At 55.9% G+C, this 21,641-nt stretch carries 19 protein-coding genes; 8 read left to right on the top strand and 11 right to left on the bottom strand.

Annotated features, from left to right (window positions below):
• Both AC2LB6_RS23295 and AC2LB6_RS23290 read right to left on the bottom strand, forming a co-directional pair.
• The coding region (locus AC2LB6_RS23295; protein ID WP_490095287.1) for an MBL fold metallo-hydrolase at positions 1–563 on the bottom strand (563 nt) is incomplete at its 3' end.
• Between the two features lie 18 nt (positions 564–581).
• Positions 582–854: a YebO family protein gene (locus AC2LB6_RS23290; RefSeq protein ID WP_490095286.1), complete on the bottom strand. Its 273-nt coding sequence runs from the start codon at positions 852–854 to the stop codon at positions 582–584.
• A 204-nt stretch (positions 855–1,058) separates the two neighbouring features.
• Between AC2LB6_RS23290 and AC2LB6_RS23285 the strand changes: the two genes are divergently transcribed.
• On the top strand, positions 1,059–1,295 hold the full coding sequence (locus AC2LB6_RS23285) for a YobH family protein (protein WP_090960331.1): 237 nt from the start codon (positions 1,059–1,061) through the stop codon (positions 1,293–1,295).
• Between the two features lie 30 nt (positions 1,296–1,325).
• Here AC2LB6_RS23285 and kdgR read toward each other — a convergent pair whose 3' ends face one another.
• Positions 1,326–2,117, bottom strand: coding sequence for a DNA-binding transcriptional regulator KdgR (kdgR, locus tag AC2LB6_RS23280; RefSeq protein ID WP_490095285.1), 792 nt, complete (start codon positions 2,115–2,117; stop codon positions 1,326–1,328).
• 187 nt (positions 2,118–2,304) lie between these two features.
• On the opposite strand from kdgR, the gene AC2LB6_RS23275 reads away from it, so the two are divergent.
• Positions 2,305–3,675 carry an MFS transporter gene (locus tag AC2LB6_RS23275; protein ID WP_490095284.1) on the top strand — a complete coding sequence of 457 codons (1,371 nt, stop codon included), beginning with the start codon at positions 2,305–2,307 and terminating at the stop codon, positions 3,673–3,675.
• A gap of 52 nt (positions 3,676–3,727) precedes the next feature.
• Here AC2LB6_RS23275 and htpX read toward each other — a convergent pair whose 3' ends face one another.
• The 4 genes from htpX to AC2LB6_RS23255 form a co-directional block, all read right to left on the bottom strand.
• The gene (gene htpX, locus AC2LB6_RS23270) at positions 3,728–4,609 is read right to left on the bottom strand and encodes a protease HtpX (protein WP_003852678.1); all 882 of its coding nucleotides are present in this window, start codon (positions 4,607–4,609) and stop codon (positions 3,728–3,730) included.
• Positions 4,610–4,853: 244 nt separating this feature from the next.
• A complete protein-coding gene (gene prc / locus AC2LB6_RS23265; protein WP_490095283.1) occupies positions 4,854–6,893 on the bottom strand; it encodes a carboxy terminal-processing peptidase in 2,040 nt (679 codons plus the stop codon).
• 19 nt (positions 6,894–6,912) lie between these two features.
• On the bottom strand, positions 6,913–7,617 hold the full coding sequence (proQ, locus tag AC2LB6_RS23260) for an RNA chaperone ProQ (protein ID WP_490095282.1): 705 nt from the start codon (positions 7,615–7,617) through the stop codon (positions 6,913–6,915).
• Positions 7,618–7,713: 96 nt separating this feature from the next.
• Complete coding sequence (locus AC2LB6_RS23255) at positions 7,714–8,214, bottom strand: GAF domain-containing protein (RefSeq protein WP_490095281.1); 501 nt, start codon at positions 8,212–8,214, stop codon at positions 7,714–7,716.
• 214 nt (positions 8,215–8,428) lie between these two features.
• On the opposite strand from AC2LB6_RS23255, the gene yebS reads away from it, so the two are divergent.
• The 3 genes from yebS to rsmF are packed head-to-tail and all read left to right on the top strand — an operon-like array spanning position 8,429 to position 13,784.
• On the top strand, positions 8,429–9,673 hold the full coding sequence (gene yebS, locus AC2LB6_RS23250) for a membrane integrity lipid transport subunit YebS (protein WP_490095280.1): 1,245 nt from the start codon (positions 8,429–8,431) through the stop codon (positions 9,671–9,673).
• Entirely contained in the window at positions 9,642–12,275 is a 2,634-nt protein-coding gene (locus tag AC2LB6_RS23245) for a PqiB family protein (protein ID WP_490095279.1), read from the top strand. Before yebS ends, AC2LB6_RS23245 begins: the two co-directional genes overlap by 32 nt.
• Positions 12,276–12,317: 42 nt before the next feature.
• A complete protein-coding gene (gene rsmF / locus AC2LB6_RS23240; protein WP_490095278.1) occupies positions 12,318–13,784 on the top strand; it encodes a 16S rRNA (cytosine(1407)-C(5))-methyltransferase RsmF in 1,467 nt (488 codons plus the stop codon).
• A gap of 1 nt (position 13,785) precedes the next feature.
• On the opposite strand, the gene AC2LB6_RS23235 is transcribed toward rsmF, so the two are convergent.
• The 4 genes from AC2LB6_RS23235 to AC2LB6_RS23220 all read right to left on the bottom strand — a co-directional run bounded on the left by AC2LB6_RS23235 (position 13,786) and on the right by AC2LB6_RS23220 (position 18,541).
• Positions 13,786–14,433 carry a metallophosphoesterase gene (locus AC2LB6_RS23235; RefSeq protein ID WP_490095277.1) on the bottom strand — a complete coding sequence of 216 codons (648 nt, stop codon included), beginning with the start codon at positions 14,431–14,433 and terminating at the stop codon, positions 13,786–13,788.
• Between the two features lie 264 nt (positions 14,434–14,697).
• A complete protein-coding gene (locus AC2LB6_RS23230; protein ID WP_179895544.1) occupies positions 14,698–14,910 on the bottom strand; it encodes a DUF1272 domain-containing protein in 213 nt (70 codons plus the stop codon).
• A gap of 110 nt (positions 14,911–15,020) precedes the next feature.
• Complete coding sequence (locus AC2LB6_RS23225; RefSeq protein ID WP_490095276.1) at positions 15,021–16,370, bottom strand: MFS transporter; 1,350 nt, start codon at positions 16,368–16,370, stop codon at positions 15,021–15,023.
• A gap of 140 nt (positions 16,371–16,510) precedes the next feature.
• Positions 16,511–18,541: a choline transporter gene (locus AC2LB6_RS23220; RefSeq protein WP_490095275.1), complete on the bottom strand. Its 2,031-nt coding sequence runs from the start codon at positions 18,539–18,541 to the stop codon at positions 16,511–16,513.
• A gap of 254 nt (positions 18,542–18,795) precedes the next feature.
• Here AC2LB6_RS23220 and betI point away from each other — a divergent pair, with 254 nt between their 5' ends.
• From betI to AC2LB6_RS23205, 3 genes are all read left to right on the top strand, one after another.
• Positions 18,796–19,389: a transcriptional regulator BetI gene (gene betI / locus AC2LB6_RS23215; protein ID WP_090960297.1), complete on the top strand. Its 594-nt coding sequence runs from the start codon at positions 18,796–18,798 to the stop codon at positions 19,387–19,389.
• Between the two features lie 14 nt (positions 19,390–19,403).
• A complete protein-coding gene (gene betB, locus AC2LB6_RS23210; protein ID WP_490095274.1) occupies positions 19,404–20,876 on the top strand; it encodes a betaine-aldehyde dehydrogenase in 1,473 nt (490 codons plus the stop codon).
• A gap of 23 nt (positions 20,877–20,899) precedes the next feature.
• Positions 20,900–21,641 (top strand): GMC family oxidoreductase N-terminal domain-containing protein (locus tag AC2LB6_RS23205; protein ID WP_490095273.1); only part of this gene is annotated, 742 nt, incomplete at its 3' end.

The raw sequence follows: 21,641 nt of genomic DNA, 5'->3' as shown, positions 1-21,641 counted from the left end.
AAGCAGAGATCGCCGACCGTTAACTGCTGCCACCAGTCGAGCTGATGGACGTTTTTCACGCCTCGCGCCCTGCACCACTTCGCCAGGCCCAGCGGGACAACAAAGGTTGTCTGCGGAAACCGCCGGACAATGGCTTTTACCGTCTGCCGATCAAGATGATCGTAATGGTTATGGGAAATAAGCACGACATCCAGACGCGGCAGATCAGCGATGCTGAGCGGCGCGGGAGTTTTTCGTTGTGGCCCGGCAAACGACAGTGGCGAAGCACGTGACGAGAGCGCGGGATCGATCAGGATATATTGTCCGTTCAGCCGCAACAGCACGGCGGCATGTCCCAACCACCAGATACGGTCGTCACTGCCGCTGATATCGGCAGGCTGCCACCATTGATCGGTGAACGCCCTATAGCCCTGTTGGGGTGGCAGGGGAAGCGCCTCTGCTTTGCGTTCTCTGCGCCAGCGCTGCAGATCGCCCGGCTTGCGCTGTTCCGGTTCAGGATTACGGAATCCCTGTGGCGTGTGGTGCGCTTTGCTGCTGTCATACCACGGATTTTTCCAGACCATCCCGCCTCTCTGCTGTATTTAACGTTCCGGGATTAACCGGATGAAGTCCCGCTTCTCCCGATCGTCTTCGGTTTTTTTAACCTCTGCGCCGGGCTGCATCTCAATCAGTCGGCGCAACAGCTGATTCTGTTTCTTCTGCTCTTCCAGCAAAGATTCCAGTAAACGGATTTGCTCACCGGCGCGCACGCTGGCCCGATTAACGAAGAACCAGGCGATAAACGCCACAATCAAAATAATGACCAGCAGGCCATAACTGACCAGGGGTACCGAATTTGCGGCTAACTCATTCATAACTGCCTCGTAAAACTAAGTTGAAATTTAACAACCGCTCATTCTACCCGTAGCCACTGCAAAAGATAATGGGGTTAACATCAATGCAGATTTTGCCGTTTCAGTTATCTCTGATCGATCCCGCCAGAAAAGCGAGGCATGCTGATATCATCATAACCGGCAGCACCAGGTGGAGCGCTGAGTTATCTTTCACAAGGAGACACAATGAAACTGTTTATTCGCACGATAGGCTTGCTGGCGGTGATCTGGCTGGCGATGCTGTTTACCGGCTATGGCGTATTAACCGGCAGTACTAAGAATGCCGCCGGACTCGGCCTGCAGTGCAGCTATCTGACCGCACGCGGCGTGATCAGTGCGCAGTATCTGCACACTGACAGCGGCGTCGTGGGCGTGACGGATTGTCCGTTGCTAAAGAAAAGCGGAGAAGTGATCGATAATTAGCAAAACAGCGGGCCGGATGGCCCGCTGTTGTCAGAACGGATAGTCGTGATAGCCCATCTCTGATGAAAGTGTGCGCGCCGCGCGATGCAGCATGGCCACGTAATCCTGGCGGGCATCTTCTGAAAAACGAATGGTGGGAAATGAGATACTCAGTCCCGCAATCACTACGCCAAAACGGTCGAATACCGGCACGGCGAGGCAGCGTAATCCCTCTTCCTGCTCTTCGTTATCTTCACCATAGCCCTGCGCTTTGACCTGATCCAGCGTCATCATCAACGCCTCCGCGCTTAACAGCGTATTGGCTGTGCTGCGCTTGAACTCCACATCCCGCAAAATCTCTTCAACTTCGCTGCGGTCGCGCCAGGCGAGCAGGACTTTGCCAATCGCGGTGGTATGCAGTGGATTACGACGGCCAATGCGCGAATACATCCGCAGGTTATAGAGCGAGTCGATTTTGTGGATGTAGACAATGCTGTCCTCTTCCAGCGCCCCCAGGTGAATCGTCTCTTTGGTCAGACGCGACAGCTCACGCATCTGAACATCCGCACTGCGGATTAAATCGACGTTCTGCAGCGCTTTGGCACCCAGTTCAAACAGCTTCAGCGTCAGTGAGTACTTCTCGCTCTCACCTTCCTGCGTGACATAGCCCAGCGACTTCATGGTCTGCAGAAAACGGTAGACGGTGCTTTTTGACATCATCACGCGCTGCGCAAGCTCGGTAATACCGTGATCGCGCTCTTCACCCAGCGCCTGCAAAATGCCGAACACTTTGAGTACCGATGAGACGGAATCGGGCTGTTTATCATTTTCAGCAGAGGACATCGCGCACCTTGTTAAACCTGTTTCAAAAAAAATGGAACGGACCGTCAGTATAGAGTGAGGCACAGGAAGGCAGCAATGCTTTAACCATTAAGTCATATTTTAAGACAGTTTTTTATCTATTCGATCGCTGCATTTCAGCGCTAATTTCATTAGCATGATGATATTCACCCTCTTTAGTAATTAACTTATGACACTCTCTCCTCCTCAGGATGGATTACCGGCACGTCAGCGCTATATGGCTATCATCACCATCGCGCTGGGCCTGACCATGGCGGTGATGGATGGCGCGATTGCCAACGTCGCGCTGCCTACCATTTCGCGTGAACTCAATGCCAGCCCGGCGCAGTCAATCTGGATTGTGAATGCCTATCAGATTGCGATTATCGTCTCGCTGCTGTCGCTCTCGTTTCTGGGCGATATGTTGGGCTACCGCCGCGTCTACCAGACAGGCCTGGCGCTGTTTATTGCGACCTCGCTGTTCTGCGCCTTCTCAACCACGCTAACCATGCTGACCTTTGCCCGCGTGCTGCAGGGGTTGGGCGGTGCGGCGCTGATGAGTGTGAATACCGCGCTGATACGCATTATCTATCCCCAGCGTTATCTGGGACGCGGCATGGCAATCAACTCGCTGGTGGTGGCAGTTTCGACCGCGGCAGGCCCGACGGTGGCGGCCGCGATTCTTTCGGTGGCGAGCTGGAAATGGCTGTTTCTGATTAACGTTCCACTGGGTGCTATTGCGCTGTGGCTGGCGCTGCGCACGCTGCCCGATAATCCGCAGAAAGCCACCGCACAGAAATTCGATGTGCCCAGCGCGATCATGAACGCCCTGTTTTTTGGTCTGATTATCTCCGCATTGAGCGGTTTTGCTCAGGGTCAGAGTCATCTGCTGGTGCTGTCGGAGGTCGTTGTTCTGCTGGTGGTAGGCTGGTTCTTTATTCGTCGTCAGTTAAGCATGGCGGTACCTCTGCTGCCGGTTGATCTGCTGCGTATCCCGATCTTCAGCCTGTCGATGGGAACATCGGTCTGTTCCTTCTGCGCGCAGATGCTGGCGATGGTCTCGCTGCCCTTCTTCCTGCAAAGCGTTCTGCAACGCAATGAGGTGGCAACCGGTTTACTGCTGACGCCCTGGCCGCTGGCGACCATGGTGTTTGCGCCAATGGCCGGCCGGCTGATTGAGCGGGTGCATGCCGGGCTGCTGGGAGGAATCGGGCTGGCGATGTTCGCCCTGGGGTTATTCCTGCTCGCCTGGCTGCCGGCAAATCCGGGCGATGGCGATATTATCTGGCGCATGATGCTGTGCGGTGCCGGTTTTGGCCTGTTTCAGTCACCCAACAACCACACGATTGTCACCTCTGCTCCGCCTAATCGCAGCGGCGCTGCCAGCGGCATGCTGGGCACCGCGCGTCTGCTGGGCCAAAGTATGGGTGCCGCGCTGGTTGCACTGATGTTTAATCTGTTTGATGAACGTGGGACACACGTTTCACTGTTGCTGGCGGGGAGCTTTGCTGCCGTGGCGGCGCTGGTGAGCATGTCGCGCATGACGCAGACCCGCACCTGACGGCAGCAAAGAAAAGGCGACCCGAGGGTCGCCTTGTTTGCTCTGCTTAGCGCTACTTCAGATACTGACCGCTGCGCAGTGCTTCAATACGCTTATCTAACGGCGGGTGCGACATAAACAGCTCGCTGAACGATTTGCCCTTACCGTTGATGCAGAACGCCATCATGCTGCTCGGCTCCTGCGGTTCGTAGCTGGTTTTCAGGCGTTGCAACGCTGCAATCATCTTCTCACGACCGACCAGCTTCGCTGAACCGGCATCGGCATGGAACTCACGGTGACGGGAGAACCACATGGTGATGATGCTGGCGAGAATACCAAACACCAGTTCCAGCACCATCGACACCGCAAAGTAGACCAGCGGGTTGCCGTTGCTGCTCTCCTCGCCATCACGGTTGCCGGACATAAAACCTGCCGCGATCTGCGCCAGAATACGGGAAACGAAAATCACAAAGGTGTTCACCACACCCTGGATCAGCGTCATGGTGATCATGTCACCATTAGCGATGTGCGACACTTCGTGTGCCAGTACCGCTTCCGCTTCATCACGGCTCATGTTTTGCAGCAGACCGGTTGAGACAGCAACCAGTGAGGCGTTACGTCGTGCGCCGGTCGCAAAGGCGTTGATGTCAGGTGCGTGATAGATCGCGACCTGTGGCATCGCAATGCCCGCCTGCTGGGCCTGACGGCCAATAGTATCCACCAGCCAGCGCTCGGTTTCGTTGCGTGGCTGTTCAATCACTTCACCGCCAACCGATCGCAGCGCCATCCACTTCGACATCAGCAGTGAAACAAACGCACCGCCAAAGCCAAACAAGCCTGCCATGATCATCAGGCCCTGAACACTGCTTGACTGGATCCCTGTCAGGCTGAGAATCAGCCCGAATACCAACATCACAGCCAGGTTGGTCATCAGGAAAAGAGCAATACGCATCATTTTTGTTAATCTTCCTCAGTAGTTCACGCGCCTATACGCGGATCCATATCCTATGGGCATTGGGCGGCTTTTCAAGCAACCTTAACGTTTAAGTGCCTAAAAAGACATAACTTTACATTCTGACACGCCTTATGAGCAACCCAGCCTGCAGGCGGCTTCTCGCGCGCTAATCATTGGTTACTGGAAACTTTTACGGGCGCAAAAAAAAGCACCGCTTAGCGGTGCTTTTTCTGGCAACAGCGGATTATTTCGCCGCTGGCGCGTCTGGCTGGGATTTCTCCAGCTGGGCAAGATCATTTGCGATCTTCACCGTCTCGTCGAGATACGGATCCGGCTCTTTATAATCTTTCGGCAGCTCGTCCAGGTTTTTCAGCGGTTTTTTGCCTTCGGCCTGATAGCGCGCGTTGATGCGCTCCAGTCGTGACGCATCATCTTCGTGGTTCTCTTTCTCGCGCTGAGCAAGGTTAAGTGACACGATATTGCGCTTATCTTTCAGGGCATTGTAACGTGCAATGTCCTTCATGATGTACTGGAACTCGCGATCCTGCGCGATGCGATCAGCATGCTGCTTCGTCAGCTGCGCAACCAGCGGTTTAACATCACCGGTTTTAACGTACGTTGCCGCTTTGATGCTGTCCCACGGCAGCGCGTTATCCTCAAATTTCTCACCGGTTTCAGCCGCTTCTACGCCGGTAGGCATCAGCAGATCCGGCGTGACGCCTTTACGCTGTGTACTGCCGCCGTTAATGCGATAGAACTTCTGAATGGTGTAAGAAACGGAGCCTAACGCTGGCCACTCCGGACGCAGCATCTGATCGTAGATGCGGTTCAGAGAGCGATACTGCTGAACGGTGCCTTTACCAAAGGTTGGCTCGCCGACAATCACTGCACGACCGTAATCCTGCATCGCGGCAGCAAAGATCTCAGAGGCTGAGGCACTGAAGCGATCGACCAGCACCACCAGCGGACCTTTGTAGTAAACAACGCCGTCGTTATCGCTGTCTTCACGCACCCGACCATTGTTGTCGCGAACCTGCACCACCGGACCACTCGGAATAAACAGGCCGGAAAGCGATACCGCTTCGGTCAGCGCGCCGCCGCCGTTGGTACGGAGATCGATCACCACGCTGTCGACGTTCTGTTTCTGCAGTTTCTGCAGCTGGACCTTCACGTCGTCGGTCAGACCGACATAGAAGCCAGGAATGTCGAGCACGCCTACTTTCTGCTTGCCGACATTTTTGATGGTCAGTTTAACCGCGCGATCTTCCAGACGGATTTTCTCACGCGTCAGCGTCACGGTACGGGTTTTCGTACCTTTACCGGCTGGCAGCACTTCCAGGCGCACTTTGCTGCCCTTCGGTCCTTTGATTTTTGCCACGACATCATCCAGACGCCAGCCGATCACATCTTCCATCGGCTTGCCTGGCTGACCAACACCGACGATGCGATCGCCAACGGTAATGGCTTTGCTTTTCGCAGCCGGGCCGCCTGCAACCATCGAGTTGATCACGGTGTAGTCGTCATCCATCTGCAGTACCGCACCGATGCCTTCAAGTGACAGACTCATTTCGGTGTTGAACTGCTCGGTGTTACGCGGCGACAGATAGCTGGTGTGTGGATCGATTTCGCGGGCGAAAGCGTTCATCACCAGCTGGAAAACGTCTTCCCCGTTGCTCTGGGCCAGACGACGGATCGCGAAGTTGTAACGCTTAGTCAGAACATCGCGAATCTCATTATCGTCTTTGCCTGCCAGCTTGAGACTGAGCTGGTCATATTTGACCTTGGCATCCCAGAGTGCATTAAGCTCAGCCTGATCTTTCGGCCACGGCGCTTTAGCGCGATCAATGTCGATGGTGTCATTGCCGCTGAAGTTCATCGGACGCGCCAGCACCGTCAGCGCATACTGATAGCGCTCAAAACGGCGTTTCTGCGCCAGATTATAAATATCGTAAAAGAGATCCAGCTTGCCACTGCGCAGCTCATCGCCGACAGTGGTTTTTTTGCTGGCAAACTGCGCCACATCCGACGCCAGCAGCACATTGTGGCTGTAGTCGAGCATGTTCAGATAGCGATCAAAAATTTTCGCTGAAAAATTCTGATCCAGATCGAACTGGCGGTAGTGAGAACGGGTAAAACGCGATGTGACGCGCTCACTGACCGTGGGATCCTGCGGGTCTTCGTGAAGCTGGGGAATCTGATCGGCGCGCGTGATGTTCTCCGCACCGAAGGTTGGGCCTGCTAAGAGCAGGCCCGCAATAAGTCCAACTTTAAAAAGGGTGTTCATGCCGGGGTTAGCCTCCGTTTCAGAACTGCAAGTGTTCTGCGCGCACAATCATTGCCATGCCGGAAGCGAGCTGGACCCGAACGCCGTCTTTTGATACTTCAAGAACCGTTGCGTCCATCGCACTTTTGCCTGCTTTAACTTTAATACTCTGGCCGGGTTGCAAAGTTGAGGTATCAGTGATGGGTCGGGCTTCCTGCTCCGGACGTGGGGCTGGCTTGCGATGCTGTGAAGCGTTCGCACGCGGTGCTGCAGTGGTCTGCGGACGCGGTTTACGCGCAGCATCACCTTCTGCAGGCTTACGTGCCGCGGGCTTGCGTGGACGACGCGGTGCTGCGCCCTCTTCGCTTTCGCCTGCTTCACGACGTGCAGCGCGCTGCTGGTCACGCTGCGCCTGGACGCGGGCTTTCGCTTCTTCCAGCTGCTTGCGTGCATGCTCAACGTGTTGCTCATCCAGCACGCCACAGGCGTTGCCGTCGAGATCGACACGGATAGCACCGGCTTTAATGCCGTACAGATAACGCCAGCTTGACGTATAAAGACGCAGCGCGGAACGCAGCTGTGTTTTGCTCAGACCCATTTCGCCCTGAACACGCTCTACCAGATCCTGAAAGATACCGATTTTGAGCGGACGCGCTTCACCTTCAGCGCTAAAGCAGTGCGGAAAGCGCTCCGCCAGAAAAGTGATGACTTCTTTACTGCTATTCAACTTAGGTTGATTTTCCATGAAATTTCCTGATTACAACGGGTTTGCCGACCAGCGCAGGCATGAACAGGCGACATTATAATGACAACATCGCTAAATGCCATGTGATCCAGTCGATTAGCTGCGCGTCAGCTGCAGATATTTTTCTAAGTCGCTGTTCGCAAGCACTTCACAAAGCCCATCAGTCAGTGTGACCAGCCCCGATTCGTCGTCGCTGTCAAAGCGATTGTACTCCACGCTGTCGATGTCCAGCACCCCAACCACAGTGCCATTCACTTTCAGAGGAATCACAATCTCAGCATTGCTGGAAGCGTCGCAGGCGATGTGGCCCGGGAAGGCATGCACATCATCTACGCGTTGCACTTTTTCTTCTGCCAGCGCCGTGCCACACACACCTTTACCGACCGGAATGCGCACACAGGCGATTTTGCCCTGGAATGGGCCCAGCACCAGCGTATCGGCTTCCGTCAGCAGGTAGAAACCTGCCCAGTTCACGCCATCGAGACGTTCGTACAGCAGCGCGCTAAAGTTTCCCATCGCGGCGAGGAACGCCGTTTCTCCCGCCAGTAAGGCGCGCATATCGCGATTCAAATCGGCGTAAAAGGCAGTTTTGTTCATTATTCAACCATTACCAATGACATCTGAACGGGGAGATGTAGTCCGTTCGTTAAAAATAAGTTTTAAATATCCAGAGCCACAAGGTGAATCATAGCGTTAGTTGCTATACCCTTAGGATTCTGTGGATCGAAGCGTGATGCCCGAGACAGGCACACAGACAATGTCTTAATGACCGATATCTGTTACTTCTGAAGAGCGAAAATTGCCTCACCCTATGAAAATTCACGCTATCAGCCAGACATTGCCTCACGCACGTTATCAGCGTTGCCCGCAATGCGATACCCTTTTTTCCTTACCGGATGTGAAATCGCATCAGTCTGCACATTGCCCCCGCTGCAACGCCGAAATTCTCAGTGGTCGCGACTGGTCTATGACCCGTCTCATGGCGATGGCCGCCACCATGATCGTGTTAATGCCCTTTGCTTTCTCCCTTCCGCTGGTGGATATCCGGCTGCTTGGCATGCGCATTAATGCCAGCGTGCTGGAAGGCGTGATCCAGATGACCCAGCAGGGTGATGTGCTGACGGCCTCAATGGTGGCGTTCTGCACCATTGGCGCGCCGGTGACACTGGTGGCCGGCATCTGTTATCTCGGCATCGGCAATCGGCTCGGTATGAACCTGCGGCCGGTATTGCTGATGCTGGAAAAGCTCAAAGAGTGGGTGATGCTTGATATCTATCTGATCGGTATTGCCGTGGCGTCGATTAAAGTGCAGGACTATGCTTCGCTGGAGATTGGCTACGGGCTGGCGGCTTATATCGCTCTGACGGTGCTCAGCGTGCTGACGATGATCCATCTGAATATGGAGCAACTGTGGGAGCATTTCTACCCGCAAAGCCCCGGCAATATGGCCCGCGACGATATGCAGGCCTGCCTGAACTGTCACAACACCAGCGTCCCTGACGAACGGGGCCGCTGCCCGCGCTGCCACACGCCGCTCGACTTCCGACGCCGCCACAGCCTGCAAAAATCCTGGGCCGCGCTGATCGCCTCGATTGTGCTGCTGATTCCCGCCAATCTGATGCCCATTTCCGTGGTTTACCTCAACGGCTCACGGCGTGAAGACACCATCTTCTCCGGGATACTGGGCCTGGGTGAAGGCAATATTCCGGTGGCGGCAATTGTCTTTATCGCCAGTATTCTCGTGCCCTTTATCAAGGTGCTGGTGATGCTGACCCTGCTGCTCAGCATTCATTTTCGCTGTGAACAGGGGCTGAGAACCCGCATCCGGTTACTGCGGTTTGTCACCTGGGTTGGCCGCTGGTCAATGCTCGATCTGTTTGTTATTTCGTTAACCATGTCGCTGGTCAACCGTGATCAGCTACTGGCTTTTACCATGGGACCGGCGGCGCTGTTTTTTGGCGCGGCCGTCATCCTGACCATTATGTCTGTTGAGTGGCTGGACAGCCGCCTGCTCTGGGATGCACATGCAACAGGAAACGCCGACTACACCGACTAACGCAACGCTGCGCAATAAGCGTAAAATTTCGCCCTTCTGGCTGCTGCCGATCATTGCGATGCTCATCGCGTGCTGGCTGCTCTGGACCAATTATCAGGAGCGCGGCACCACTATCACCATCAATTTCCAGACGGCGGATGGTATCGTGCCGGGTCGCACCCCGATCCGTTATCAGGGCGTGGAAGTGGGCACCGTGCAGGGCATTAATCTCAGCGATGATTATCGCAGAATCCAGATTAAAGCCAGCATCAAAAGCGACATGCGCGACGCGCTGCGTGAGGATACGCAGTTCTGGCTGGTGACGCCTAAAGCCTCACTGGCAGGTGTGTCGGGTCTGGATGCGCTGGTCGGCGGTAACTATATCGGGATGATGCCAGGCAAAGGAAAACCCAGCGAGGCGTTTACCGCGCTGGATACCCAGCCTAAATACCGCGTGAATACCGGCGAACTGATGATCCATCTGCATGCGCCCGATCTCGGCTCGCTCAACACTGGCTCACTGGTCTATTACCGTAAAATTCCGGTTGGCCGGGTCTATGACTACAGCATTGATAATAAAGCCGATGGCGTGGCAATTGACGTACTGATTGACCGTCGCTTTATTAATCTGGTTAAGACCAACAGCCGCTTCTGGAACGTGTCGGGCGTGAATGCTGACGTCAGCCTGAGTGGCGCGAAAGTCCAGCTGGAAAGTCTGGCAGCGCTGGTTAATGGCGCCATTGCGTTTGACTCACCTCAGGGCGCTGAAACGGCTAAAGCTGAGCAGAATTACCGGCTCTATCCCGACCTGGCCCACAGTCAGCGCGGCGTGCAGATCACGCTGGATCTGCCTGGCGGCAAAAATCTTAAGGCAGACAGCACCCCGCTGATGTATCAGGGCCTGGAGGTCGGTACGCTGACCAAACTGAACCTGCTGGATGGCGGCAAAGTTACCGGCGAGCTGACCATCGATCCTTCCGTGGTGGGTCTGATGCGCAGCGGCACCCGCATTGAGATGCACAGTCCGAAAATCAGCCTGACCGATACCAGCCTCAGCTCCCTGCTGACCGGCAACACGCTGGAACTGGTGCCTGGCGAAGGCGAGCCGCAACAGCACTTCACCGTGCTGGCGTCCAATGAGACTCTTCTGCAGAAACCTAATGTGCTGACGGTCAAACTCAGTGCGCCGGAGAGCTACGGTATTGATCAGGGCCAGCCACTGATGCTGCATGGCATGCAGATTGGTCAGGTGATATCGCGTTCGCTGGATGAAAATGGCGTCAACTTCGTGGTGGCGGTCAATCCTGAAAATCGCGACCTGGTGCATGGCGACAGCAAATTTGTCGTTAACAGTCGGCTCGATGTGAAGTTTGGCCTTGATGGCATGCAGGTATTGGGTGCCAGCGCCCGTGAGTGGGTGGATGGGGGTATCCGGCTGGAGCCGGGCAAAAAAGGCGAGCCGAAAAGTGCCTATCCGCTCTTTGCCGATGCTGAAAAAGCGGAAGAAGGCATTACCGGTGATGGCCCTTCTACAACGCTGATGCTGACCGCCAACAGTTTGCCTGATGTGCAGGCGGGATCTGTCGTGCTCTATCGCAAATATCAGGTGGGTGAGATTGTTAAAGTCACGCCGCGCGCTGACGCCTTTGATATTGCCATCCATATCCAGCCGGAATATCGCAAGCTGCTGACCAGCGAGAGTGTGTTCTGGGCTGAGGGTGGCGCACGCGTGAGCCTCAACGGCAGCGGCCTGACGGTGCAGGCATCACCGCTTAACCGCGCGCTGAAAGGTGCAATCAGCTTCGACAATATGAGCGGTGCGCAGTCGGCCAAAGGGGCCAAACGCGTGCTCTATCCGTCTGAGACCGCGGCCCGTGCCGTCGGCAGTCAGATTACGCTTCACACCTATGACGCCAGCAAACTTTCTGCCGGTATGCCGATTCGTTATCTGGGTATTAATGTCGGCCAGGTGGAGTCACTGTCGCTGAGCAAAGATAACAACCAGGTCGTAGCGAAAGCGGTGCTCTATCCGGAGTATGTGAATGATTTCGCCCGTCTCGGCAGCCGTTTCTCGGTGGTATCTCCAGAGATTTCCGCCACCGGTGTGAATCACCTGGAAACCCTGTTGCAGCCTTACGTTAACGTGGATCCTGGCAAAGGCGGTGCCGTTCGCACTTTCGAATTGCAGGAGAGTACTATTACCGATTCGCGCTACCTGAATGGTCTGAATATTTATGTTGATGCCACTGAGGCCGGTTCACTGTCGCTGGGTACGCCGGTGCTGTTCCGGGGTGTGGAAGTCGGTACCGTGACCGGCACTTCGCTGGGTACGATGGCGGATCGCGTGCAGATCGCCCTGCGCATCAGTAAGAAGTATCAGCATCTGGTGCGTAATAACTCGGTGTTCTGGCAGGCGTCCGGTTATAACCTCGACTTCGGTCTGGTGGGCGGCGTGGTGAAAACCGGGACCTTCCAGCAGTTTATTCGCGGTGGCATTCAGTTTGCGACGCCACCGACGGTGCCGTTAGCCCCGCAGGCGAATCCGGATAAACACTTCCTGCTGCAGGATGAAGCACCGAAAGAGTGGCGTAACTGGGGAACGGCGATCCCGTCTCCGCGCTAAGTGAATCTGAACGGGCAGCCTGGCTGCCCGTTTCCTTTCCTCATGGTACACTGCCGCCTTTGCCTTAACTGGAATGTGCCCGTGTCAGATGCTTCTTCGTTTTTCCCCGCCGATTTTCTCTCATTAATGCGTCAAAGCCTGCCCGATGAGGCGAGCTTCGCGCAGTTTATTGCGTTCAGTCAGCGCCCCCTGCGCCGCAGTATTCGCGTCAATACCCTGAAGATCAGTGTGGCCGACTTTCTGAGCCAGACCGCAGGGTATGACTGGCAACTGACGCCGGTACCATGGTGCGAAGAGGGATTCTGGATCAGCCGGGAAGATGAGAGCCTGCCACTGGGCAGCGTCGCTGAGCATCTCAGTGGCCTGTTCTACATTCAGGAAGCCAGCTCTATGCTGCCGGTGACGGCGCTATTTGATGCCCAGTCAGAGGTCAGCGCCGTGATGGATATGGCGGCGGCGCCGGGTTCCAAAACCACCCAGATTGCTGCGCGGATGGGCAATCAGGGCGTTATCCTGGCTAACGAATTTTCCTCCAGCCGGGTGAAAGTGCTGCACGCTAACATCAGCCGCTGCGGCGTCAGCAACAGTGCCTTAACGCACTTTGATGCGCGGGTCTTCGGGCCTGCCCTGCCGGAACAGTTCGACGCCATCCTGCTCGACGCTCCCTGCTCCGGCGAAGGGGTCATTCGCAAAGATGCTGACGCGCTGAAAAACTGGTCGCTGGCCAGCACGGAAGAGATCGCCGCCACTCAGCGCGATCTGCTCGACAGTGCCTTTCACGCGCTCAAGCCAGGCGGCACGCTGATTTACTCTACCTGTACCCTGAATCAGATTGAAAATCAGCAGGTGATTGACTGGCTGCTGCAGCGTTATCCGGATGCAGTTGAGGTCGTGCCGCTTAATGGGCTGTTTGAGGGTGCAGAGCAGGCGACGACGCCGGAGGGTTATCTGCATGTCTTCCCGCAGATGTTCGACAGCGAAGGCTTTTTCGTAGCTCGTCTGCGTAAAACCGCGTCGGTCGAGCCACTCCCTGTGCCGGGCTACAAAGTCGGTAAGCTGCCCTTCTCTCACCTCAGCCGTAAGCTGGAAAGTGAGATCGCCCAGGCCGCCGCTGCGGTCTCTATTAAGTGGGATGATTCGCTTGAGCTGTGGCAGCGTGATAAAGAGATCTGGCTCTTCCCTAAGGCCGTTACCCCGCTGCTGGGCAAAGTGCGCTTCTCGCGTATAGGCCTGAAGCTGGCAGAGACCTTTGCCAAAGGCTATCGCTGGCAGCATGAAGCGGTCATCGCGCTGGCACAACCTGATGCGACGCAGACTTTCGAGCTGACGGCGGCAGAGGCGGAAGAGTGGTATCGCGGCCGGGATATCTATCCGGAAACGGTCCCCGCTAACAATGAGATGATTGTCACTTATCAGCAGCAGCCGCTGGGGCTGGCGAAGAAAGTCGGCACCCGCATCAAGAACAGCTATCCACGCGAACTGGTTCGCGACGGACGCCTGTTCCGATAACTCACTTGAGTTGCAGCATCGTCAGATGATTGCCAAACACTGCGCCGGTATCGATGTAATGCAGATTGGCAATCGTCAGCGGCTGTTTCAGCGGCGTGTGACCGAAGTAAAAGGCGTCCGCGCCACGGATGCCCGCCTGTTCACCTGACTCAATCCCCTCCAGACGCTGACGGCTCCAGACCACCTGCTGCCAGTCGAGTGGCTTATTCAGTGCGTATTGCCGCGCAGGATAATCCGCATGGGCAATCACAATTATGCGCTCGCCGAGTTGCAGATGAAGTATCAGTGGCAGCTCACGACAGCGCTGCAACGCGTGACGCGCCGCGATTAGCGCCGCACCACGCAGCCGGAAGAACCAGTCGCCACCGTTCATCCGCCAGAGCGCCATCTCCTGCCCCTGCAACGCCGACAGCGCCATCTCCTCATGATTCCCCCGCACGCAGCGAAACCAGGGCTTGTCCAGCAGCGCCAGACAACCCAGGCTGTCAGGCCCACGATCGATGATGTCGCCAACCGAAATCAGTAAATCCTGCTGCGGGTCAAACTGATGCTGCTGTAACAGCGCTTCCAGCTCGCGGCGGCAACCATGAATGTCGCCAGCCACCCAGATCCGTCGCCACTCTGCGCCATTCAGGACGTGGTAATACATTGATTCACCCGGCCTCTCTGCTGAAAATATCATCAGAGTATAGTCAGATCTGGCCACGAACCGGCATGACAAACGGGGAAGCAGAGTAAGTAAGGCTGAGGGGTGGAGCGAAGAGAGATTAACGGTGGGTGAAAGGTGCGTCCCTTCCGGCGCTTATCTCCGGCACTCAGTTAAGGTGGTAGCTCTGTCAGGGACGAAATTCATCATAACGACATCAGGTACAACAGGCTATTCTGCCCGAATCATATTTGTCGTCATTTGGGATCAGCTGCGCAATTTAGCCGGGTATTTTTGCAACTTTTCTGCCGGACGCACCGGACGGCGCACCAGCTCACCACCGCAGTTGGGGCAAACATGCGCGAGATGCTCATCGCAATCAGCGCAGAAGGTACATTCAAACGAGCAGATGCGTGCCGCCAGAGAGGATGGCGGCAGATCAACGTCGCAGCGTTCACAGTTGGGGCGAAGTTCCAGCATGGTGTGACTCCTGAAGAAGGGTGTCAGTCAGCATCGCGGTTACTGGCCCGAATGTCGAGCCAGTAACCGGACAGGAGTGCGCCAGATCCGGACATCATACCCAGCCACAGCTATTTATGTTGCTGATCCCCGGGTAAGTCATCCGGCACATCCTCGTCGTCAGGCGCGTCATCATCACTCTCACGTTCATCTGCCGGCTCCTGGCCGCCCATCGATGCATGAATCACCTCCTCTTCCAGCGTTGGGATCAGCGCAGCACCCAGTGGTGAGGTCGCCAGACTGTCAGGCATGACCACGTGCGGCAGCGGCACTTCGGTCGTCGGAAGCGGACCTTGCGCACGGACAAAGCTCAGTCCGCCAATCATCAGCGCGCAGAGCATAAAGAAGAGATAGAGCATATTGCTGCCGAGCGGTTCCATCAGCGCGCCCACCACCAGCGGTCCGATACTGGCACCGATACCAAACGCCATCAGCAGACAGGCAGTTAACGATACACGACGCTCGGCGGCAACCTGATCGTTAGCCAGCGCCACCTGCAACGGATAGAGCGCAAACTGCATCATGCTGGCGACAAAGGCGATGCCGATCATCCAGTGGAAGGTCAGGTGCGGCAGCAGCACCAGCGGCACGCAGGCCACGGCAAACAGGATCGCGATGATGAACAGCAGCCGCTGACGATCGAAGCGGTCAGAAAGCCAGCTCAGCGGAAACTGCGACACCAGGCCGGCAAAAATGGTGAGACTCATAAAATAGCCAGTCTGGCTGGTAGTGAAGCCTTTGCTGCTGCCATAAACCGGAGCCAGACCGTAGAACGCGCCAATCGCCATGCCAGTCACCAGCGTGGTGCCGAGCAGTTTGGGGATGGTGCGAATAAAATAGCCCAGCTCCATCGGCGCGGGCGTCATTGGCCTCACGTGGGTTCGGGTGGTCAGCGCAATCGGCACCAGACAGAGCGCGAAACAGAGCGCCACAATCAGCAACGTACTGATACCAAAGCCGGATTGCAGGCTCAGTATCACCTGTCCGCCACTGAGTCCAAGATAGGTGGCGACCATATATAAGCCGAAAATCATGCCGCGCTGGGATGATTCCGCCTGATCGTTGAGCCAGCTCTCCAGCACCATGTACTGACACATCATGCAGAGTCCGATAATCAGACGCAGAAAGACCCAAAGCGGAATAAAGTCAGTCAGCCCATGCCCTGCCACGGAAGCGGTAATGATTCCGGCACAGGCCACGTAGGCGCGGATGTGGCCGACGCGGGCGATCAGGTTGTGCCCCACTTTGCCGCCGATCACCAGTCCGATGTAGTTGGCCGCAATGATTGAGCCGATTAACGCGCCGTTGACATGCTCGCTGGCCAGACGTAATGAGACATAGGTGGTCAGCAAACCGGAACCGAGCAGCATCAGCAGCGTGGTCGTGTAAAGCGGCAGAAATGTACTGAATATTTTTCCCATATGACTCCCTGTCTGTGCTTTTCTGGCATCAGGCCAGAAAGCCCTAAAGATAGTCGATTTCGTCAGGTGACGACGCTTAGTTCAGGACGACGTTAGCGAAAAAAAAGCCCGCCAGCAATTTCTCGCTGACGGGCCCTGATTTAAACGCCTGGGAAGCTGATGTTGCTGCCCGGTGCTTCACGGTTGAGATGGATGAAGTTCAGGTGTCGCTCATACTGATCCAGTATGTCGATGATCACCTGCTCTTTGCTGTAATCCATTAAGTCGTTACCCTGGCTGCCCTCCATCAGGAAGGTTTCCAGTCGGTAGTAGGTCGACTTACCGCTGCGGGCGCGATAGGTAAAGCCCGGAATCGAATATTGCTGCGGCCAGACCTGATAGACAAAGTCCTGCTCTTCGCCCAGATGGACGCGCAGATCCAGATAGCCAATCGGGTTAGTCTCATCTGCCTCAACGTTTTCCAGCGTAACGCGGCCATCACGCAGTTCCAGCTCTTTTGCCACTTCCTGCATCGCCGGGAAAATAGTTTTTTCCATCATCTGCTGAGTATAGCGCGAGCCAGGGTAGTTCATCAGACGTGACAGGCGCTTCTTCCAGGTCAGACGATCGGTCGCATGAGCCAGATAAGGCGCGGTGTCGCGCGTGGCGCTGGCCCGGCGGTGATCCTCAATCTTCAGGGATTTAAACAGACCCGCCATTACAAAGAAGATAACAAAGCTGAATGGCAGTCCCATGATCACCGTGGTGTTCTGCAGGGCGGTGATCCCGTTGGTCATCAACATGCTCAGGGTCAGTACCCCAATCGCCACAGACCAGAAGATGCGCAGCCAGTTCGGTGCATCGCTGTTGATGTCTTTCAGTCGCGAGGTGAAGTTGCCCAGCACCAGCGAGCCGGAATCCGCCGAGGTGACGTAGAACAGCATCCCGGTGATGGTGGCGACCGATGCGCTGAGTTTAAACGCCGGGTACTGTGCCAGCAGGCTGTAGAAGCCCCGCTCCGCATGGTTCATCACTTCCTGCGCAAACTCCGTATTGCCGTGAATGATCTGATACAGCGCGGCATTACCGAACACGGACAGCCAGAGCAGCGTAAAGGTGAACGGAATAATCAGCGTGCCCAATACGAACTCACGAATGGTACGGCCGCGTGAGATACGCGCCAGGAACAGGCCGACAAATGGCGACCAGGCCACCCACCACGCCCAGAAGAAGAGCGTCCAGCTGTTCATCCATTGGGTCGGACGATCAAAGGCAAAGGTATTGAGCGTCATGCCCATAAAGCGGTTGATGTAATCGCCGACGTTCAGCACCAGCGCATTCAGCAGGAACTCGGTGTTGCCGAAGAACAGCACAAACAGAATCAGTCCCAGCGCCATGATCACGTTGAGTTCGGAGAGAAAACGAATCCCTTTATCGACGCCTGACGTAACAGAAATGGTTGCGATCACGACGGAAAGGACAATCAGCGCAGCCTGTGCGGTAAAGCCTTCCGGAATATCAAACAGCACTTTCAGACCGTAGTTCAGCTGCACAACCCCGATGCCGAGCGTAGTGGCGATACCAAAGATGGTGCCGACCACGGCCGCAATATCTACCGTGTGACCAATCGGGCCATAGATACGTTTACCAAAGATGGGATAGAGCGCGGAACGGATGGTCAGCGGCAGGTTATAGCGGTAGCTGAAGTAGCCCAGCGCGATACCCATCAGTGCATACATCGACCAGCCGGTCAGGCCGTAGTGGAACAGCGTCCAGACCATCGCCTGACGGGCCGCTTCCAGGGTCTGCCCTGCGCCTTCCGGCGGCTGCATATACTGCGTCACCGGTTCGGCGACCGAGAAGAACATCAGGTCGATGCCGATCCCGGCAGCAAACAGCATGGCGGACCAGCTGAGCACACTAAATTCGGGTTTGGAGTGCTCCGGCCCGAGCTTGATCGAACCAAACCGTGAGCAGGCCATGTACAGCACAAACACGATATAGAGCGTGGCAGCCAGCATGTAGTACCAGCCGAAGGTGGCGGAAACCCAGTTTACCGCCTTGAGGATCCAGCTCGCGGCCAGTTCACTGTAGAGAATCGTCACAAGTGAAAACGTCAGAATCAATCCGGCAGAGGTATAAAATACAACGGGATTGAGTCTGTCTTTTTCACCGGCAGGTGGATTATTCATCGGTTACCTCTGGTTAATGTCCTGAAAATACGCAATGGATAAGTCTTGCCGTCCACGGTTTCCGGCCGTGCGGCCCTGTTTCGTTCTGTCACTTCCTTTTAATCGCTCAGACAAACCAGCCTATTTTAGCACTCATTGCCGTTTCGCTTTGGCTACATTTAAAAAACAGCATCCTAACAAAGTTTCTTTTTATATTGAACGTGCAATCAAAAAAAGTTTAAATAGGGGCTCGATTTGAGGGTGGAGCTGGAGCAATGCCAAAGGTAGGGATGCAGCCGATACGACGTCGGCAACTGATTGATGCGACCCTGAGCACGATTAATGAAGTGGGGCTTAATGATGCCACTATCGCCCAGATCGCCCGTCGGGCGGGGGTGTCCACCGGCATCATCAGTCACTATTTCAAAGATAAGAACGGCTTGCTGGAAGCCACGATGCGTGATGTGACGCGTCAACTGCGTGAGGCGGTACTGTCGCGGTTACAACCGCTGGCCGATGCCCCGGCAGAACAGCGGCTGTGTGCCATCGTTGACGGGAATTTCGATGAAACCCAGGTGCACACGGCAGTGATGAAAGCCTGGCTCGACTTCTGGTCGAGCAGCATGCATCAGCCCCAGCTTAATCGCCTGGAGCGGGTCAGCAGTCGGCGGCTCTACTCAATGCTGGTGGTCGAATTCCGGCGTGAACTGCCGCTGGAAAAGGCGCGGCTGGCCGCACACGGTCTGGCTGCCCTGATCGATGGTCTGTGGCTGCGTGCCGCACTGAGCGGTAAGCCTTTTAATCCGGCTATTGCCCTCACACTGACCACCCAATTCATCCGTCAGCAACTGGCTGGCGAGCACGAATAACGGAAGGAGAAAACATGTCCCGATTCACCGAGCAGAAACTCTACATCGATGGCACTTATGTTGCCGCAGCGTCTGGCGAAACGTTCCAGACGATTAACCCGGTCAACGGCGAAGTGCTGGCAGAGGTTCATGCCGCAGGCCAGGAAGATGTCAATCTCGCCGTTGCTGCCGCCAGAAAAGGCCAGAAAGTCTGGGCCGCGATGACCGCCATGGAGCGTTCACGCATCCTGCGTCGCGCTGTTGATATTCTTCGTGAGCGTAATGATGAGCTGGCCGAGCTGGAAATGCTCGACACCGGTAAGCCTTACAGTGAAACCTCAGCGGTCGATATCGTCACCGGTGCAGACGTGCTGGAGTATTACGCGGGTCTGGTTCCGGCGCTGGAAGGTCAGCAGATTCCCCTGCGTGAAACCTCCTTTGTTTATACTCGCCGCGAACCGCTGGGTGTGGTCGCCGGTATCGGTGCCTGGAACTACCCGATTCAGATCGCCCTGTGGAAATCCGCGCCCGCGCTGGCGGCGGGTAACGCGATGATTTTCAAACCCAGCGAAATGACCCCGCTCACCGCCCTGAAGCTGGCGGAAATCTATACCGAAGCTGGCCTGCCGGATGGCGTGTTCAACGTGCTGCCGGGCATCGGTTCGGTTACCGGTCAGTTACTGACTGAGCATCCTGGCATCGACAAAGTCTCCTTTACCGGCGGCGTCGTCAGCGGCAAAAAAGTGATGGCCAATGCCGCGGGTTCAACGCTGAAAGAAGTCACTATGGAACTGGGCGGTAAATCACCGCTGATCATCTTTGATGATGCCGATCTCGATCTGGCTGCTGACATCGCCATGATGGCGAACTTCTACAGCTCCGGTCAGGTCTGCACCAACGGCACCCGCGTCTTTATTCCTGCAAAATTGCAGGCGACTTTCGAGGCGAAAATCAGCGAACGCGTTGCCCGCATCAAGGCTGGCGATCTGCTTGACCCGTCCACCAACTTTGGCCCGCTGGTCAGCTTCAGCCATCGCGATAATGTAATGCGCTACATCGAGTCGGGCATTGCTGAAGGCGCACGCGTACTGTGCGGCGGCAAACGTCTGACCGGTGGCGATTTCGACCAGGGCGCGTGGGTTGCACCGACCGTCTTCACCGACTGCCGTGATGAGATGAAGATTGTCCGTGAAGAGATCTTCGGACCGGTCATGTCGATCCTGAGCTATGAAACCGAAGAAGAAGTGATCCGCCGCGCTAACGACACCGAATTTGGTCTGGCCGCCGGACTGGTAACGCAGGACCTTAATAAGGCACACCGCGTGATTCATCAGATCGAAGCAGGTATCTGCTGGATTAATACCTGGGGCGAATCGGCCGCAGAGATGCCAGTGGGTGGCTACAAGCACTCCGGCATTGGCCGTGAGAATGGCCTGATGACACTGCAGAGCTACACCCAGGTGAAGTCCGTGCAGGTTGAGCTGACGCGTTTTCAGTCAGTCTTTTAATCACTTAACCTGAGGAACGACTAATGGAATTTGATTACATTATTATTGGAGCCGGATCCGCAGGAAATGTTCTGGCTACCCGTCTGACCGAAGACAGCAACGTGAGCGTCCTGTTGCTGGAAGCGGGCGGCCCGGATTACCGTTTTGATTTTCGCACCCAGATGCCTGCGGCCCTCGCCTTCCCGCTGCAGGGAAAACGATATAACTGGGCGTATGAAACCGAACCAGAGCCTTACATGAATAATCGCCGCATGGAGTGTGGTCGCGGCAAAGGTCTGGGCGGTTCATCGCTGATTAACGGCATGTGCTACATCCGCGGTAACGCGATGGATCTCGATAACTGGGCCAGCGAGCCTGGTCTGGAGACCTGGAGCTATCTGGACTGCCTGCCCTACTACCGTAAAGCAGAAACACGCGATATCGGCCCGAACGATTTCCACGGCGGCGATGGCCCGGTGTGCGTCGCGACGCCTAAAGCGGGCAATAACGTGCTGTTTGAAGCGATGATTGAGGCGGGCGTGCAGGCGGGTTATCCGCGCACTGACGACCTTAATGGCTATCAGCAGGAAGGTTTCGGTCCAATGGATCGTACCGTGACGCCGAAAGGTCGCCGTTCCAGCACCGCCCGTGGCTATCTTGATATGGCCAAAGGCCGCGCTAACCTGAAGATCATCACGCATGCCACCACCGATCGCATTGTGTTCGATGGCAAGCGCGCGGTTGGCGTGGAGTATCTGCAGGGCGACAGCAACACCATCAATAAAG

It is taken from the genome of Pantoea sp. RCC30.1, assembly GCF_058148845.1.
Note: the sequence above shows the minus strand (reverse complement) of the source record. Positions and strands in the feature narration are given on the sequence as shown.